The 16,594-nt window shown below is 67.4% G+C and carries 15 protein-coding genes; 7 read left to right on the plus strand and 8 right to left on the minus strand.

Translation table 11 applies throughout. The features are described 5' to 3' along the window. Nucleotides 1-17: 17 nt before the first annotated feature. Complete coding sequence (locus tag AC1EJR_RS23210) at nucleotides 18-1,019, minus strand: SDR family oxidoreductase (protein WP_477147613.1); 1,002 nt, start codon at nucleotides 1,017-1,019, stop codon at nucleotides 18-20. A 291-nt stretch (nucleotides 1,020-1,310) separates the two neighbouring features. Here AC1EJR_RS23210 and ligD point away from each other — a divergent pair, with 291 nt between their 5' ends. The 5 genes from ligD (at nucleotide 1,311) to ku (ending at nucleotide 8,042) form a co-directional block, all read left to right on the plus strand. Next, on the plus strand, nucleotides 1,311-3,983 hold the full coding sequence (gene ligD / locus AC1EJR_RS23215) for a DNA ligase D (RefSeq protein ID WP_477147614.1): 2,673 nt from the start codon (nucleotides 1,311-1,313) through the stop codon (nucleotides 3,981-3,983). Nucleotides 3,984-4,134: 151 nt separating this feature from the next. Then, the gene (locus AC1EJR_RS23220) at nucleotides 4,135-4,509 is read left to right on the plus strand and encodes a hypothetical protein (RefSeq protein ID WP_477113269.1); all 375 of its coding nucleotides are present in this window, start codon (nucleotides 4,135-4,137) and stop codon (nucleotides 4,507-4,509) included. 228 nt (nucleotides 4,510-4,737) lie between these two features. Further along, nucleotides 4,738-6,819: a hybrid sensor histidine kinase/response regulator gene (locus AC1EJR_RS23225; protein ID WP_477147615.1), complete on the plus strand. Its 2,082-nt coding sequence runs from the start codon at nucleotides 4,738-4,740 to the stop codon at nucleotides 6,817-6,819. Between the two features lie 14 nt (nucleotides 6,820-6,833). Continuing rightward, nucleotides 6,834-7,010 (plus strand): hypothetical protein, encoded by a 177-nt coding sequence (locus AC1EJR_RS23230; protein ID WP_441592554.1) that lies wholly within the window; start codon nucleotides 6,834-6,836, stop codon nucleotides 7,008-7,010. A 12-nt stretch (nucleotides 7,011-7,022) separates the two neighbouring features. Further along, entirely contained in the window at nucleotides 7,023-8,042 is a 1,020-nt protein-coding gene (gene ku / locus AC1EJR_RS23235; RefSeq protein WP_477113267.1) for a non-homologous end joining protein Ku, read from the plus strand. Nucleotides 8,043-8,158: 116 nt separating this feature from the next. Here ku and AC1EJR_RS23240 read toward each other — a convergent pair whose 3' ends face one another. From AC1EJR_RS23240 to AC1EJR_RS23255, 4 genes are all read right to left on the minus strand, one after another. Next, a complete protein-coding gene (locus AC1EJR_RS23240; RefSeq protein WP_092301422.1) occupies nucleotides 8,159-8,653 on the minus strand; it encodes a BON domain-containing protein in 495 nt (164 codons plus the stop codon). Nucleotides 8,654-8,967: 314 nt separating this feature from the next. Beyond that, nucleotides 8,968-9,291 (minus strand): hypothetical protein, encoded by a 324-nt coding sequence (locus AC1EJR_RS23245; protein ID WP_441592552.1) that lies wholly within the window; start codon nucleotides 9,289-9,291, stop codon nucleotides 8,968-8,970. A 132-nt stretch (nucleotides 9,292-9,423) separates the two neighbouring features. After that, a complete protein-coding gene (locus AC1EJR_RS23250; RefSeq protein ID WP_441592551.1) occupies nucleotides 9,424-10,425 on the minus strand; it encodes a tripartite tricarboxylate transporter substrate binding protein in 1,002 nt (333 codons plus the stop codon). Between the two features lie 91 nt (nucleotides 10,426-10,516). Further along, complete coding sequence (locus AC1EJR_RS23255) at nucleotides 10,517-11,638, minus strand: hypothetical protein (RefSeq protein ID WP_441645112.1); 1,122 nt, start codon at nucleotides 11,636-11,638, stop codon at nucleotides 10,517-10,519. Nucleotides 11,639-11,758: 120 nt separating this feature from the next. On the opposite strand from AC1EJR_RS23255, the gene AC1EJR_RS23260 reads away from it, so the two are divergent. Then, the gene (locus tag AC1EJR_RS23260; protein ID WP_441592549.1) at nucleotides 11,759-12,721 is read left to right on the plus strand and encodes a LysR family transcriptional regulator; all 963 of its coding nucleotides are present in this window, start codon (nucleotides 11,759-11,761) and stop codon (nucleotides 12,719-12,721) included. Between the two features lie 46 nt (nucleotides 12,722-12,767). On the opposite strand, the gene AC1EJR_RS23265 is transcribed toward AC1EJR_RS23260, so the two are convergent. After that, a complete protein-coding gene (locus tag AC1EJR_RS23265) occupies nucleotides 12,768-13,421 on the minus strand; it encodes a dihydrofolate reductase family protein (RefSeq protein WP_477147616.1) in 654 nt (217 codons plus the stop codon). Nucleotides 13,422-13,543: 122 nt separating this feature from the next. Next, nucleotides 13,544-14,428 carry a LysR family transcriptional regulator gene (locus AC1EJR_RS23270; protein ID WP_477113265.1) on the minus strand — a complete coding sequence of 295 codons (885 nt, stop codon included), beginning with the start codon at nucleotides 14,426-14,428 and terminating at the stop codon, nucleotides 13,544-13,546. Nucleotides 14,429-14,557: 129 nt separating this feature from the next. On the opposite strand from AC1EJR_RS23270, the gene argC reads away from it, so the two are divergent. Next, complete coding sequence (gene argC / locus AC1EJR_RS23275; RefSeq protein WP_092301440.1) at nucleotides 14,558-15,481, plus strand: N-acetyl-gamma-glutamyl-phosphate reductase; 924 nt, start codon at nucleotides 14,558-14,560, stop codon at nucleotides 15,479-15,481. A 100-nt stretch (nucleotides 15,482-15,581) separates the two neighbouring features. On the opposite strand, the gene AC1EJR_RS23280 is transcribed toward argC, so the two are convergent. Continuing rightward, on the minus strand, nucleotides 15,582-16,514 hold the full coding sequence (locus AC1EJR_RS23280; protein ID WP_092301443.1) for an MBL fold metallo-hydrolase: 933 nt from the start codon (nucleotides 16,512-16,514) through the stop codon (nucleotides 15,582-15,584). Nucleotides 16,515-16,594: the final 80 nt, after the last annotated feature.

Here is a 16,594-nt window from a genome sequence, read left to right on the forward strand (position 1 = left end):
GCCCGCACCCTCTCACCCTAGCGCCGCCTCAGTTGCACCAGCCCCKCCATCGTCGCCGCCGCGCCCACCATCAGCGCCGTCGTCAGCAGCGGATGCCGGGCCGACGTCGTGTACGGGCAGGACTGGATCGCCTTGCGGTTGCCAGTGCGCTCCCGCAGGCAGTTGCCAGCCTCGTAGAGCGTGTTGTCCTCGCGCGGGCCGGCCGGGTCGCGCGTCTGCTGGGCGCGGCCCATGAAGCGACTCATAAAGCGGTCGAACGCGTGCGGCGCGTGGTAGGCGGCGGCCGAGAACGCCTTGGCGGAGGCGCCCACGAACATGTCCCGGCGCGGGTGCGCGGCGGCGAACAGGATCGCGTCGGCGGCCATCGCGGGGTCATAGAGCGGCGCCGCCAGTTTCGGCTCCACATGCAGGAAGTTCTTGGCGTGGCTGACCATGGGCGTCTCCAGCCCGGCCGGTTTGATCAGCGTTACCGAGATCGGTGCCTTCTCCTGCTCCAGTTCCAGCCGCAGGGTGTCCGTGAAGCCCTTGATGGCGTGCTGGGACGCCGCGTAGGCGCCCTGCAGCGGCATGGCGCAGTCGGAGGCCTCGCTACCCATGTTGATGATCGCCCCGCCATGCTGGCGCAGGTGCGTGGCGGCGGCCAGCGAGCCGTGCACCACGCCCCAGTAGTTGGTGTCGAACAGGCGGCGCTGGTCTTCCAGCGGCACGTCGTCATGGCGGCCGAAGATCGTCACGCCGGCGTTGTTGACCCAGGTGTCGAATCCGCCGAAGCGCTCGATGGCCGCCTCGGCCAGCCTGGCCACGTCGTCCTGGTTGCCCACGTCGGTCCTGACGGTGATGACCTCGGTCCCGGTTTCGCGCAACTCCTCGGCCAGCTTGTGCAGCACGTCCTCGCTGCGCGCCGCCAGCACGAGCCGGGCGCCGGCGGCGGCCGCCTTGCGCGCCGTGATCAGGCCTACGCCGCTGGTGGCACCCGTCAGCACGATGACCTGCGAGCCAATTGGTTTCAGGGGTCTCATTTCCGTGTCGTCCTCTGCCAGGCCCGGTTCGGATGGGATGCGGCGCGCGGGCATCCGGGCTGCTGCGGGCGCACTGTTGACGCTGACGACACTGTGGCGTGTCTCCCCTGTCGAGTCCGCAAGTCCCGTTCCCGGCTGGCGGCGGCGACACGCCGATGTGCGGCGCAGCATGGGCTGTCAGGAATTACAACAACGGGTAAGGGGCGGCGTGTAGGACGGCTCCCGCTTTCGCAAGCGGCGTGTGCTGCATAAGCTGAAAGCCGCAGCCCCGCCGCCTCCGAAGGACAGATCATGGCTCAACCTAACCGTGCCACCCGTGCCGCCGACCCCGCTCCGGACGCCGCCGAACCGCTCGGCAAGTACCGGGGCAAGCGCGACTTCGCGGCCACGCCGGAGCCCAGCGGGGGCAAGGCAGCCAAGGGAACCAAGACCGCCCGCAAGCGCGCGGCGCCGGCGCTGTCCTTCGTGATCCAGAAACACGCCGCGCGGCGGCTCCATTACGACTTCCGGCTCGAACTGGACGGCACGCTGAAGAGCTGGGCCGTGCCCAAGGGGCCGAGCTACGACCCGGCCGACAAGCGCATGGCCGTGCACGTGGAGGACCACCCCCTCGACTACGCCAACTTCGAAGGCGTGATTCCGGCCGGGCACTACGGCGCCGGCACGGTCATCGTGTGGGACCGGGGCACCTGGGTGCCCGATGGCGACCCGGCGGCCGGCTATCGGGACGGCAAGCTCAAGTTCGAACTGCGCGGGGAGAAGCTGCAGGGCCACTGGACCCTCGTGCGCATGGGCGGCAAGCGCCAGCGCGACGACCAACGCGACAACGGCTGGCTGCTGATCAAGGAGCGCGACGAGTACGCGCAGGCCGCGTCGGCCTTCAATGTGGTGGACGCCATGCCGGACAGCGTGCTGGCCGGCACGGCCAAGGCGGCGAAGAAGGCTGCAAAGAAGGCACCGGCCAAATCGGCCAAGTCAGCAGCCACCAAGAAGGCCAAGGCCCGCGACCTCCCCGCCCTGCCCGAGGGCGCCAAGAAAGCCAAGCTGCCACTGGCGCTGGCACCCCAGCTCGCCACGCTGGTGGAGAAGGCACCGGCCGACAGCAGCCAGTGGCAGTACGAGATCAAGTTCGATGGCTACCGCGTGCTGGCCCGGGTCGATGGCGACGACGTGCGCCTGTTCACCCGCCAGGGCAACGACTGGACTTCCAAGCTGCGCGCCCTCGCGGCGGAGATCCGCACGCTGGGCCTGCCCGACGGCTGGCTGGACGGCGAGATCGTGGTGGTGGACGCGCAGGGCATCACCGACTTCCAGGCGCTGCAGAACGCGTTCGAGACCTCGCGCGCGGACGCCATCCAGTTCTACGCTTTCGACCTCCCCTACTACGCCGGCCACGACCTGCGCGCCGTGCCGCTGGACCAGCGCCGGCTGCTGCTGCGCCGGCTGTTMGAGGCCAACACCGCGCCCCGGCTCCATTTCAGCGAGAGCTTCGAGGCCAGCCCGGACGAGATGCTCGCCGCCGCCTGCCGCATGAAGCTGGAAGGCGTGATCGGCAAGCGCAACGACGCGCCCTACGTCAGCACGCGCGCCAACACGTGGATCAAGCTCAAATGCACGCTGCGGCAGGAGTTCGTGATCGGCGGCTTTACCGACCCGAAGGGCAGCCGCAGCGGGCTGGGCTCCCTGCTGCTGGGCGTGCACGACGCGCAGGGCAAGCTGCGCTACGCCGGCAACGTCGGCACGGGGTTCGACACGGCGATGCTCGGCACGCTGCGCAAGCAGCTCGACCCCCTGGTCACGGACGCCCCGCCGTTCGACGACCTGCCGCGCGGCATTCGCGGCCACTGGGTCAAGCCGAAGCTGGTGGCGGAGGTGTCCTTCGGCGCGTGGACCAAGGAGGGCCGCGTGCGGCATTCGGTGTTCCACGGCCTGCGCACGGACAAGCCGGCCGGCGCGGTGTCGGTGGAGAAGCCGGCGGCGGCGGCGAAGTCGGGCAAGTCGGGCACGTCGGCCAAGGCGGCCAAGTCGGCAGCAAAGAAAGCCCCGGCCAGGAAAGCCCCGGCCAAAGAGACCATCGGCAAGATCGTCGTCAGCCATGCGGACCGGGTGATCGACACCTCCACCGGGCTGACCAAGGGCGACCTCGTGCGCTATTACGCCAGCGCCGCCGGGCTGATGCTGCCCTACCTCAAGGGTCGGCCGATTGCGCTGGTGCGCGCCCCATCCGGCGTGGATGGCGAACAGTTCTTCCAGCGCCACGGCGACACCCTCAAGATCGACGGCGTGAAGCCGCTCGACCCCAAGCTTTGGCCCGGCCATCCGCCGCTGCTGGAGATCGCCACGGAGGCGGCCATCGTGGCGGTGGCGCAGCTCAACGTGGTGGAGTTCCACACCTGGAACGCGGTGGCGCGCAGCCTCGACAGGCCGAACCGGGTCATTTTCGACATCGACCCCGGCGAGGGGGTGAAGTGGCCGGCCATCCGGGAGGCCGCCACGCTGACCAAGGGGCTGCTGGACGAACTGGGGCTGCAAAGCTTCCTGAAGACCAGCGGCGGGAAGGGCCTGCACGTGGTGGTGCCGCTGGCGCCGCGTGCGAACTGGGGCTGGGACCCCGTGCGGGACTTCGCCCAGGCGGTGGTGCAGCACATGGCGACCATGATTCCCGACCGCTTCGTGGCCAAGAGCGGGCCGCGCAACCGGGTTGGCAAGATTTTCATCGATTACCTGCGCAACGGTGTCGGGGCTACCACGGCCGCCGCGTTCTCGGCACGCGCGCGGCCCGGGCTGGGCGTGTCCGTGCCGGTGGCCTGGGAGGAACTGGCCGACCTGACCTCGGCGGCGCACTGGACCATCGCCAACGTGGGCCCGCGCCTGGAGGAAATGGCCCGGCACGACCCGTGGGCCGGGCACGACGCCGTACGCCAGACGCTGACCCAGGCCAGCAAGCGGCTGGCCGGCTCCTGAGCCCGGCAGGACCACCCCGAAGGCCGTCCGGCACTGGCCCGGGCGGCCTGTCCGGCTCCGTCTGTCAGCGCCTCGGCATGCGCGGCACGCTTCTTGCCACTCCCATCGGAAAACCCCCGCCCACGCCGGCACATAAGACGAGGCAAATCCGATGAAACATCTCCCTGACCCATGGTTCTCGAACGACTTCTGGCAACGCGCGGTCCTGGGCGGGCTGACGCTCGCACTGGCCGTCCTGCTGGCCTCCACCGCCGAGGCCAAGCTGCCTCCGCCCACACCTGAACAGCAGCAGGCAGCCGAGACCAAGAAGGTCAAGGAAGCCGAGGAAGCCAAGGTGCAGGCGGCTCAACTGGCCGCGGTGCAGGACAAACTGGCAGCCCGCTTCGGCAAGGGCCCTAGCCCCAGCGGTCAGACCTCGGAGAGCAAGGTGCCGCAAAAGTCCGTAGAGGCGCCGGGCTCGGCAGGCCCGCAAGGCGGGACGTCGCCCAGCGCGGAAGCCCACAGCGGCGAGGCGCAGCGCAAATAACAGCCCATCACAGCAAAGAGCACGTGAATTTATCGCCACTTTTCAAGCCTGAACTTCGCATGTCGAAACTACAACGGAACCGGGCGGTATGCAGGTAATTATTACAATACGATCCTTATTCCCGACACCTGACGCCGCCCTGCCGGCACGTCCGGCCGGCCTTGCCACGCGTGGCGCACTCCGGGCATCCGTCTTCACTATCGCGGCCGATCCTGCCGCCTGCCAGCCATGAACGCCTCGACCGCCCATCCCAGCCGGCGCCCGCTGATTCTCAACGTGGAAGACCGCGAGGGGCCGCGCTACGTCAAGAGCCGGATCCTCCACCGGGCCGACTTCTCGGTGCTGGAGGCGTCGAACGGCCAGGCTGCGCTGTCGCTGGTCCGCCAGCACACCCCCGATCTCGTGCTGCTCGGCACCCAGTTGCCCGACGTGGACGGACTGGAAGTCTGCCGCCTGATCAAGAATGATCCGCAGAGCGCGCGCACCCTGGTGCTGCTGACGTCACCCGGCATGTCCGATTCCCACCGGCGCGTACAGGCGCTCAACGGCGGCGCCGACAGCTTCCTGATCGAGCCAGTGGAGTCGGAGGAACTGGTCTCCAGCATCAACGCCCTGCTGCGCATGCGCGGGGCTGAGGATGCCTTCCGCCGCACCTCGCAGGCACTGCACGAAAACGAAGACCTGTTCCGCCAACTGGCGGAGGCGCTGGCCGATGTGGTCTGGATTCTCGACCCGACCACCCGACGCTTCCTGTTCGTCAGCCCCTCGTTCGAATCGCTCTGGGGCCGCCCGACCCAGGCGGTGCTGCAAGACCCGCACCGCTGGCTCGAATGGGTGCTGCCCGAGGAACGCTCGCGCATGGAAGCCGAATGGCAGAGCATGCTGCGCGATGGCCTGCTCGACACCGAATTCCAGCTCGAACGCCCCAACGGCGAGATCCGCGAAGTCCATATGCGCGCCTTCCCCGTGCGCGGGGCGGATGGCMGCTGCCTGCGCGTGGCGGGCATCTGCCAGGACGTGACGCGCCACAAGCGCGCCGAGCGCACGCTGCATAACGAGGAACGCCGCAAGGACGAATTCCTCGCCATGCTGGCCCACGAGCTGCGCAACCCGCTGGCGCCGATGCGCAGCGCGGTGGACCTGCTCCAGCAGTTCTCCCCAAGCCGCGAGGACATGTTCCGCGCGCGGGACATCATCGGCCGGCAGTTGCATCACATGACCCGGCTGGTCGACGAACTGCTCGACGTGTCCCGCTTCAACCAGGGCAAGATCACCCTGCGGCGAGACCTCGTGGAGTTACGCGGTGCGCTGAACACGGCCGTGGAAACGGTGCGCCCGCTACTGGAGGAACGCCGGCACACGTTGCGCCTGTCGTTGCCCGAGCAGCCGCTGCCGATTCGCGGCGACATGGTCCGTCTGACGCAGATCTTCGCCAACCTGCTGCACAACGCCGCCAAGTACACGCCCGAGGGCGGCACGCTGGCCGTGGAGGCCGCCGCAGCCGATGGCCGCGTGATCGTGCGGGTGAGCGACAACGGCGCCGGGCTTTCCCAGGCGCTGCAACGGCAGTTGTTCGATCCGCTGGCGCCGGAGTCCGGCAATCCGCTGGAAGAAACGCCGACGCCCGATGCCGCGTCGATCGCGGCGGCCAGCGTCGCCGCCAACCGGGCCCCGAAACTGGCCGCGCTGCATGCCGAGCACGATGACCGGGACGGCGACGCGCCCCAGCCGGCCGATATCGCCACGGATCCCGATACCTTTGCCGCGCGCGAAGGCGCCGGCATTGGCCTGACGCTGGTGCAGAAGCTGGTCACGCTGCATGGCGGCCGGGTCAGCGCCGCAAGCCCGGGCCGCAACATGGGCAGCACCTTCGTCGTGGAACTGCCCGTGGAACCGTGGCAGAACTGGCATCCGCCGACCGGGAAATCGCGCCCCCAGCCGGGCACCGCGCACACCATCATGCTGGTCGATGACAACGTCGATGCGCTGGAGGCCATGACCATGACGCTGGAGACGCTCGGCCACACCGTGGTGACGGCGCCTGATGGCCAGAGCGCCGTGGCGTGCGCGGCCAGCGTGCGGCCGGACGTGGTGCTGCTGGACCTCGGCATGCCGACCATGGACGGCTTCGAGACCGCGCGCCGGCTGCGCGAGATTCCCGAGCTGCGCCACGCGCGCATCGTGGCGCTGACCGGCTTCGGCCAGCCCGACGACCGCCGGCGCACGCGCGCGGCGGGGTTCGACCTGCATCTGGTCAAACCCGCCGACCTCGGTGCCCTGACCCGCATGCTCGATGAACTAGACGCCTGACCCCGAGGAGCCTCATGCTGCATCAGCCCCTGCCCCTGCCCCCGCCCCTGCACCTGCACATCACGCCCGAACCCGACATCGTGCCCCCGCCGCCCGAGGCCCCGCCGCCGGAGCCGCCGCCGGGTCCGCCCGAGCCGGTCAGCGATCCGCCCCCGGGCGATCTCCCGCCCCCGCCGCCGCAGCGCGCGTAGGGGCCACGGGCCATGTCCCGCGTCATCTGGAAAGGGGCCATCAGCTTTGGCCTCGTCAATATCCCCGTCGCGCTGAAGACCGCCTCGCGCAGCCATACGCTGGACCTCGACCTGCTGGACCAGCGCGACATGGCGCCGGTGGGCTACCAGCGCATCAACAAACACACCGGCAAGGTCATCGACAGCGAGCACATCGTCAAGGGCTACCAGTACGAGAAGGACGAGTACGTGGTGCTCAGCGACGAGGACTTCCGGCAGGCCAACGTCGAGGCCACGCAGACCGTCGACATCGTCAGCTTCGTGCAAGCGGACAGCATTCCGCCCTACTACTTCGACACCCCCTACTACCTGGAGCCGGACAAGCGCGGCGAGCGCGGCTACGCGCTGCTGCACGAGACCCTGCGCAAGACCGGCCGCGCCGCGCTGGCGCTGGTGGTACTGCGCAACCGCCAGCACCTGGCGGCGCTGCTGGTGGTGGGCAAGGCGCTGGTGCTGAATACGATGCGCTTTGCGGACGAGGTGGTGCCGATCGAGGATCTCAGCCTGCCTTCTGGTGGCAAGGGCAAGGCGGCGACCCCGCGCGAGGTGGCCATGGCCACCAGGCTGGTGAAGGACATGAGCGAGGACTGGAAGCCGGAGCAGTACCGCAACACCTATCGCGAAGACCTGATGGCGCGCATCCACGCCAAGATCAAGGCCGGCAAGACGCACCTGCTGACGCCGGCGTCCGAGGAAGCGGCGCCCAGCGGCAAGGGCGCGAAGGTCATCGACATGATGGCGCTGCTCAAGCAGAGCATCGGCCATCGGGGCAAGGCACCGGCCAGGCCGGCCAGCCGCAATGCCGATCTTCTGGATGACGAGGAAGAGGAAAAGCCGGCGACGAAGAAGGCTGCGGGGAAGGCGACGGCGAAGAAGGCATCGACAAAGGCATCGACAAAGACATCGACAAAGGAAGCGGCGACCAGGAAAGCCGCGCCGAAGAAGACCGCAGCCAGGAAGGCCGCCCCCGCCAAAAAGCGCAAAGCGGCTTGACCGAAGTCAAAGCCGCAAGACGAGCCGCAAAAAGAGCCGCGGTACGTGGGATGACCGCGGCTCCGCGCAGAGGGCGACGACGAGGTCGCCGCGCATAAAAAACTAGCGCGTGTGCATTAACGCGACGATACCTTCAGGTTGTCGCGCACCGAATTCACACCTTCCACCGAGCGCACCGTTTCCAGCGCCATCTCGTGCTGGTCCTTGGTCGGCACCGTGCCGGTCAGGGCCACCACGCGGTCCTTGGTCTTCACGTGGATGCCGGTGGACTTGAGGTCCTTGGTCGCCAGCAGCTTCGTCTTGACCTTGGTGGTCAACGCGCTGTCGGTGACAACCTGCTTGGAGTTATCCACGCCCTTGTCCACGCTGGCGTCCATCTTGGCGTCAGTGGTCGCGGCGGGACGCTTTTCCTTGTCACCTTCGGTATGGCCAGGCATGCCCGACGCATTGTTTGCCGGCGGGGCCGCGCTGTTATCGCTGCGGACACTGGTGTCGGCCACCTTGATGAAGCCGCCACCCCCCATGTCCAGGGCATGCGCGCCACCCGCAGCGGCCAGCGCGGCGGTCATCAGTGCAATACGTGTAATGCGCAGGGTCTGTGCTGTCTTCATGCTCGATCTCCTTGTTGAGGAAGTGACAGCCACTGTTCTGCACATCGCGTGCCAGATCGCCCAAATGACGCGTGGACAGGGCCTCGCGGCGGTTTTCCGCGCCGGGGCCACGTGGGCGACGCGCCCGACCGGTAAAAACACGGCACGCGTTGTAAATCGGCGCACATGGGGAGCCACGTATGCGTTACCTGTATGTCTGACAGATGCCCTAAAGATGCCATAACCCCCACTTTTCCCCCACATTCTCAACCTCCGAGGGCTTGGCACGGCCATTGCGACTCTGGGCCTGCGGCAGCCTCGCCGCGACATGGAGACTAGCAATGGGACAGCAGCAACAGGGGAACCAATCCCAACCGGGCCAGAAGCAGCAAGAGCAGCAGCAACCCGGCCAGCGCGGTAACCAGCAAGGTGGCAGCCAGGACCAACAACGCCAGGGCGGGGGCCAGATGGGCAACCAGGACCAACGCGGTGGCCAGCAGCAACAGGAGTCCGGCCGTCAAGGCCAGCAAGGTGGCGGTCAGCAAGGCGGCCAGCAAGGGCAACAAGGCCAGCAAGGTGGCCAGAAGGACCAGGACAAGAGCCGCCAGCCGTAAGTCGGCTTCCTCTTCGTCTTTTCGGACCCCGCGCGGCATTTCCACGGTTGCCGCAGTGCGCTGAAGTTCAGGGCGCGCAGATAACTCGGGGTCCACCGCCGGGGCACTCGCAAGGGTGCCCCGGCGTCTTTCGTGGGATTCCCTCTATATATATAGGCAGCGCGCCCGGGCGAACCGTCAGGCGAGCCGGCTGGCCACGCGGCCGATGGCCTGCCGCCAGACCTCGCGCTCGCGCGCCAGGTAGTCGGAAGCCTGCGCGCCGGTGAGCGCCAGCGGCTCGGCGCCGTCCTGACCCAGACGTTGCCGCAGAGCCGGCGTGCGCAGCAGCCGCGTGAAGCGGTCCGCCAGCGCCGCGCAGGCGCGCGCGGACATGCTGGGCGCCGCCAGCACGCCGTACCAGGCGTCCTGCCGCATGCCGGGCACGCCGGCCTCCTCGAACGTCGGCACGTTCGGCGCGAGCGGGCTGCGCGCGGCACCGGTCACCGCCAGCGCGCGCACCTTGCCCTGACGCATCAGCGGCAACGCGGCCTGCAGCGTGCTCACCAGCAGCGCCACGTGTCCGCCCTGCAGATCGACCAATGCGCGCGCACTGCCGGGATACGGCACGTGGTTCATCGACACACCCGCCTGCTGGCAGATCAATTCGCCCACCAGATGGGCGCTGGAATGAATGCCGAGGGAGGCGTAGGCCAGTTCGCCGGGGCGCCGACGCGCTTCGGCCAGCCGGGCCTGGAGSGTCTGCGTGGCAGCGGGCGCCTCCGCGGAGGCCAGCAGCACGTGCGGCGTGGTGGCGACGATGGCCACCGGCTGCAACGGCGTGGCCGGCGGCTCGGGCGCGGCGGCCAATAGCGGGCCGATGCTGACCGAGCCTACTGTGCCGAGCAGCAAGGTGCGCGGGCCGGACGTGGCGCGCGCCACCTCGTGCAGGGCGATCTGGCCGGCGGCGCCGGGGCGGTTCTCGACGATGGTGGGCACGCCGTCCGTGGTCAGGCTGTCGGCGACGAGACGGGCGATATGGTCGGCACCCCCGCCGGCGGCATAGCCGACCAGCAGGTGCGTGGTGTCTGCGCCACATGCGGCGCGGGGGAACAGCGGGAGTACCGCCAGTCCGGCCAGTCCCGCCAGACCATGGGTCAGGCGGCGGCGGGCCCGGTCAGGCGGAACCGGAGGGAACGGCATGGATGCAGGGGCGCGAGTCGAATAGCTCGCGGCATGCTAGCACCAGCCCGCCCTGCCCGCCTTGGGGGCAAACCCCGTCTTGCCCAGGCCCTCACAGCTGCGGTGCCCGGCACACGGCGCCCGCCGCGTTGGCGGCTGGTTCCATGCCGAACACCGCTTGCGCGCCGCACTGCGAGCCGAACATGCGCGCCTGATCGTGCCCCACGCCCACCACTTCAAAGGCGCGATGGCGGCTGGTCTGGCCCGGCTTGGCGAGGAATTGCTCGTAGCGCTGGTAGGCGCGCCCGCGCTGGAGGCGCGTGGGGCCTTCGGCCTCGGCGCCGCATGCCTTATCGAGCACACGGTGATTCGGATCGTTATCCTCGCTACCCACCATATAGGTGACCTGCCGCTGCATGTAGCGCTGGTAGAGCGTCATGCCATTGGCGCCCTTGGCGTAGGCCACCATGTCCTGCATGCCGTAGCGGTACTTGTCGTAGTCCGCGCAGGTCGTGGTGCTGTACGGCGCGAAGCGCTTGAGATCAGGCGCCACCGGCCGGTCCGGCGTGAAGTAGAGATAGGACGAGGGATTGGCCACCACGTAGCGCAGATCGATGCCGCCCGCGCGCACGCGCTCGTCCACGTTGTTCAGCACGGCGTAGCGGTGGACKATCTGGGCGCCGCCCGAATGGCCCGCCACGGTGACCTTGTTCACGGCGGGGAAGCGCGACTTGTCCGTGACGAAGGCCAGCAGGTCGTCCAGCACCTGGAGCGAGCTGACGCCGGCGCCGGGGCCGGACACCGCGTCTTCGCCGCCGATCCAGCCTTGCACGGTCCAGACCGGCATGTTGTCGAAGTGCTTGGCGGCATCGGGCGTGCCGGGGAAGTTCGGGGCGATCAGCAGCACCTCTTCCGGCTTGCGGCCGCTGGCCTGGAGCAGTGCGGCGCCGGCTGCGTAGTAATCGTCGCCATTGCGCTGCAGGCCGTGCTGCACGAATACCACCTCGCGAATGCCGCGCAGGTCCGCCGTCAGCGGATGGTTGGCGTAGACCGGGAAGTCATAGCCGGCGCCGCTGCCCAGGTGCACGCGCTGCCATTGGGGCTTGGCGGCGGATGTGGCAGGTGCTTCGCCAGAGGCGGAAGGCGCCGGGGGCTGGCTGGCGCAGCCGGCAGCAAGCGCCGCCGTGGCGGCCATCAGCAAGGTGAATCGGGCGAAGCGTGGCGCGCCGGGCATGGTGTCTCCTTGGTCTTATGTCTGCCGTATCCGGCAAAACGCCAATACTAGGCTGGCCGGGCCCGCTCGTAAAATATATGCTTTCGGCATCTGCCATATTCACGACATATCGGACCACCGATGGAACTGAGACACCTGCGTTATTTCCTGGCCGTGGCCGAAACCGGCTCCGTGACCCGCGCCGCCGAGCAGCTGGGCATCCAGCAGCCCCCGCTCTCCCAGCAGTTGAAGGCGCTGGAGACCGAGCTGGGCGTGTCCCTGTTCGACCGCCAGCCGCGCGGCGTAGCCCTGACCGCCGCCGGGACCGCGCTCCATGGCGACGCCGTGGAGTTGTTCGCCCGTATCGAGCAAATGCGCGCGCGCATGCAGCGCATGGCGCGCGGCGACGAAGGCGCGCTGGCCATCGGCTTCACCAGTTCGGCGGCGGCGCACACGCTCACCCCCGAGGTGCTGCGCGCCTGCCGGCGGCAGTTTCCGCGCGTGACGCTCTCCCTGACCGAGCGCAACGCGGCCGAAGCCATCGAGCAACTGGCCGATGGCACGCTCAGCGCGGCGCTGCTGCGCGCCCCGGTGCAACACCCGGAAGGCGTGCGCTTCGACCTCCTGCTCGAGGAAGAAATGGTGATCGCCCTGCCGCTGGACCACGCGCTGCTGCGCCGCCGGGCGGCCGAAGGCGTGGCCGCCGGCACGCCGGTGTCACTGCGCGAACTGAAGGGCGATCCGTTCATCCTGGTCCGCCGGCCCGGCGCGCCGGGCATGTACGGCGACCTGCTGCGCGAATGCGAGGCGCTGGGCTTCACGCCGCGCATCGGCGCCGAGGTGGAACGGATGCTGACCAACCTCAATCTGGTGGCGGCTGGCGCCGGCGTGAGCGTGGTGCCGGCGTCGATGGCCGGGCTCAACCGCCACGGCGTGGCCTACTGCCGCATGGTCGAGACCGACCGCCTGCGCGCCCCGCTCACCCTTGGCTACCGGGCCAACGACGCCGACCCGGCCGTTGCGGCGCTGGTGGCGCTGACCCATCGGATTGCGGCCAAGCACAGGAAGGATCGGGACGCGGTGGGCGAGGCGTTGCCGGACTGAAATCGGCCCTTCAGTAATGTCGGCCTTCAACGCGTGACTAGGCGTCCTAGCGCGCCTGGCGCCGCAGGATCACATGCGTAGCCTTCTCCGACGCTACGGATTTCACGCATTGGTATCCCAGCGCCACCAGGTCAACCCMGTCGAACAGCGACTCTCCCCGCCCAAGCAGGACCGGGGAGATTGCAATGTGCAGCTCGTCAATCAGGCCCTCGCGAAGATACTGCCGGATCGTATGCGCCCCACCGCCGATCCGCACGTCCATGCCGGCAGCGGCGTCGCGTGCACGGTCGAGCGCCTCGCGAATGCCGCCTGTTATGAAGTGGAACGTGGTGCCACCTTCCATCTCGATGGAAGGCCGAGCATGATGGGTCAGGACGAAGACCGGAACGTGGTAAGGCGGACTATCTCCCCACCAGCCTTTCCAGCTTTCGTCCGGCCAATCCCCACGAATGGGTCCGAACATGTTCCGCCCAAGAATCCAGGCGCCGACATTCTGAAAGCTTCGGGCGGCGAAATCGTCGTCAATCCCGGTCGTACCGCCTTCCTTGCCGAACAAGGCTTGCTGGAAGGTGCGTGTCGGGACTAGCCACTGGTGGAGTTCCGTCCCGCCAACGCCGAGCGGATGGCTGAGGTCTTGGTTCGGACCCGCTCCGTATCCGTCGAGCGAAATGGTGAAGCCTTCAACGCGAACGCGTGCCATCGTTTTCCTCCGTGTAGACGCCTGACAGGTGATACATAAGTCATCCTGTTGTTCAGATGCGGGACTGGATCCACAAATAGTGCCATTGGACKGTGCGACGATGCAGCGGAAAAGGACAACGCCTACGCCAAGCGCAGATCCCGCAACATATCAAGCACGTGTTGCGTCGAACGCTCAACGTACCCCGCACGATGTGCAATGCCGAGCCGACGCCAGAACGCCGGGCGCAACGGACGCATGACAATGCGCGTGTCGGGCAATGGCGACGTCGCCTCATGGGGCAACAGCGCGGCGCCGTAACCTGCCGCTACCAGACTCTTGATCGCGTCGTTGTAGTTGAGCTGAATGCGAGGCGCAGGATGACACCCCCCGGCCGCGAACCACTCCGCAGTCAGACGTGAAAGACGCGTGGTCGCGTCATTGAGAATGAGAGGTTGGGCAGCGAGCCAATCAGGCGTGACGCGGGCCGGACACTGCCAATGCGCCGGCACAAAGGCCATCACGGGGTCGCGCCGCCAAGGCTTGATCACGAGTCCAGCCACCGGGGGCTGAGGGAGTGCGACCAGCCCAACGTCCAGCGTCCCATCCGCCAGTCGGGACAAGGTTTCATGTGAAGTCAGCACCGCAACCTGAATGTCGATGGCGGGATGGTGCTGGCGTAGCACCTCAAGCGCTTGCGGCAACAGATGCGCGATCGCGCCAGTCGACGCACCGAGCCGCACGCGCCCTTCGAGCCCCTGCACCTGGCGTTGAATATCGTCCAACGCCTGCTCCGCATCGGCCAGCAGTCGACGCGCGCGCTCCACCAGCACCTCCCCTATCGCCGACGGCCTGACATGTCCGCGCTTCCGCGACAGGAGTGGCGCCCCAATGCGGGCTTCCAGTTCAGCGATATGAAGGCTGACCGTTGGCGGCGCCAGGTGCAATGCACGCGCCGCTTCCGCAAATGAGCCGCGGTCTGCAATGGCGACCAGCGTGCGCAGGCGGTCCAGGCTGATCTCTCGCATGTCGGCGTCCAGGTTCAGGAAAACTGAATGTTCAGGTTATGAAATTCAACTTTCTCTATTGTAGTGGTCCACGCAATATGAGGCTTCTCTCTATTTCTTACAACCCAAAGTCAGCGGAGTCTTTCACGTATGAGCTCTCCCGTTGTTTTCATCGATGGCGACCAGGGCACCACCGGCTTGCTCATCCACGAACGGCTCCGTAACCGGACCGACATCAGGCTGATTACGCTTGCTGCTGCGGAGCGCAAGGATTTGCGGCGTCGCGCAGAAGCCATCAACGCCTGCGACATCGCCCTCCTCTGTTTGCCGGATGCCGCTGCGCGCGAGGCAGTGGCCACCATCGTCAATCCTGCGGTTCGCGTCATCGACGCAAGCTCCGCCCACCGTACACAGCCGGACTGGACTTACGGATTTCCGGAGATGGCGCCGGGGCAGGCCGAGCGCATTGCCAACGCACGTCGGGTCACCAACCCTGGGTGCTATCCGACCGGTGCGATTGGCCTGCTGCGTCCGTTGGTGCAAGCGGGGCTGATACCGGGCGATTACCCCATCAGCATTCATGCGGTATCGGGCTACTCCGGACGCGGACGCGCCGGCGTGGAGGAATATGAGGGGCCGGGAGCCGCTAACGCGCCTTCATATCAGGTCTATGGCCTGGAACTCGCGCACAAGCACACGCCGGAGATCCAGCAGCACGCCGGGCTCGCGCAGCCGCCCATTTTCGTCCCTGCATACGGAGCGTTCCGCCAGGGCATCGTGCTGACGGTGCCGCTAACGTTGCGGCTGCTGGCACCCGGCGCAAATGGCGCCACGTTGCACGCCTGCCTCGCGCGCCACTATGCCAAGACGGACCACGTACATGTCTTGCCGCTGCAAGAATCGAGCGCCGTAAAGCAGCTGGATCCGCAAATGCTGAACGGCACAAACGACATGCGCTTGAGCGTATTTCCCGGCATGGCGCACGGGCACGTTCTCCTGTCTGCGGTCTTCGATAATCTCGGCAAGGGCGCATCCGGCGCCGCAATTCAAAACCTGGACCTGATGCTCGCGTAGAAGACGCGTCGCGCATTCGTCCAGCACGCGATGAAAAAAAACCGCCGCGAGTCTTGTGAACTCGCGGCGGCTTCTTTGACAGTCGTCAGTGCAACCGATATCAGTAATCCCACTGCACCGGCACGAAGCGGTAGGCATCACCGTTCTTCGCAATATGACCGATGGACGGGAACGCGATGTGCGCGGCGGCCAGCATGGAGCCGGTTTCGGCGGCTTCATCGAGCAGCGCGATGCGGACTTCCGTGGCCACTTCAGGCTCGTGCTCGAAGCCGTTTTGCCATGCGGGATGCTCGAAGCCGACCTCGAAGATCGCGTCGCCGACGAACGTCAGCTTCTCGCCCTTCGATGCGACGTCCACCACGCAGTGTCCCGGCGTGTGGCCACCGGTCACGCGCGCCGACACGCCCGCCGCCACTTGCACGGTCTGGCCGAACTGCACGATGTTCTTGCTGTAGAGTTCCACGAACGTTGCGGCGGCCTTGCGGAGCGCGGGCGGCACCGCTTCCGGCATCACGGTCTTGCTAAAGTCCGGGTTCTTCCAGAACTCCACTTCCGCGGCCGCCACGTGAATGCGCACGTCCGGGCGCAGCTTGGCCTTGACGCCATCCACATTCAGCCCGCCGACGTGGTCCATATGCATATGGGTAATCACGATGTCGGTGATGGCTGCGAGGTCGATGCCAGCCGTTTCCAGGCGCAGCACCGAGCGACCGGCRCGCGAGAAGTATTCGAAACCGTCGCCCACGCCCGAGTCGACCAGGATCAGGCGGTCGCCGCTGCGCACGAGGGCGATATTCAGCGCCCAGTCGAACATGTCGCGCTGCAGGAAGCGATCGTCGAACCATTCGTTGCGGTCGGCTTCCTTCACGTTGGTGGACATGGTGGAGGTCGGCAGCGGCAGAACCCCATCGCTGATCAGCAGGACGTCGACGTCACCCACGCGCACGGCGTAGCGGGAAGACACGAGTTCGCCAAAACCTTCTTTGCCAACGTTGGCGATAACCGGCTGCACATTGTGGATTGTTTCGCTCATTTTCAGTAGTCCTGTTGGTTTGCGTGGGGTGAGCCGCGTGAGGCGGMGCGGTGGACGAGAACGACCGCGAAATTCGCGCG

The organism is Cupriavidus sp. 05T42, from assembly GCF_056396345.1.

Excerpts from the sequence above, each read along its gene's own strand:
- AC1EJR_RS23220 (WP_477113269.1), top strand. The coding sequence starts at position 4,135 with ATGAAACATCTCCCTGACCCATGGTTCTCGAACGACTTCTGGCAACGC.
- ku (WP_477113267.1), top strand. The coding sequence starts at position 7,023 with ATGTCCCGCGTCATCTGGAAAGGGGCCATCAGCTTTGGCCTCGTCAAT.
- AC1EJR_RS23260 (WP_441592549.1), top strand. The coding sequence starts at position 11,759 with ATGGAACTGAGACACCTGCGTTATTTCCTGGCCGTGGCCGAAACCGGC.
- argC (WP_092301440.1), top strand. The coding sequence starts at position 14,558 with ATGAGCTCTCCCGTTGTTTTCATCGATGGCGACCAGGGCACCACCGGC.
- AC1EJR_RS23270 (WP_477113265.1), bottom strand. The coding sequence starts at position 14,428 with ATGCGAGAGATCAGCCTGGACCGCCTGCGCACGCTGGTCGCCATTGCA.
- AC1EJR_RS23240 (WP_092301422.1), bottom strand. The coding sequence starts at position 8,653 with ATGAAGACAGCACAGACCCTGCGCATTACACGTATTGCACTGATGACC.
- AC1EJR_RS23230 (WP_441592554.1), top strand. The coding sequence starts at position 6,834 with ATGCTGCATCAGCCCCTGCCCCTGCCCCCGCCCCTGCACCTGCACATC.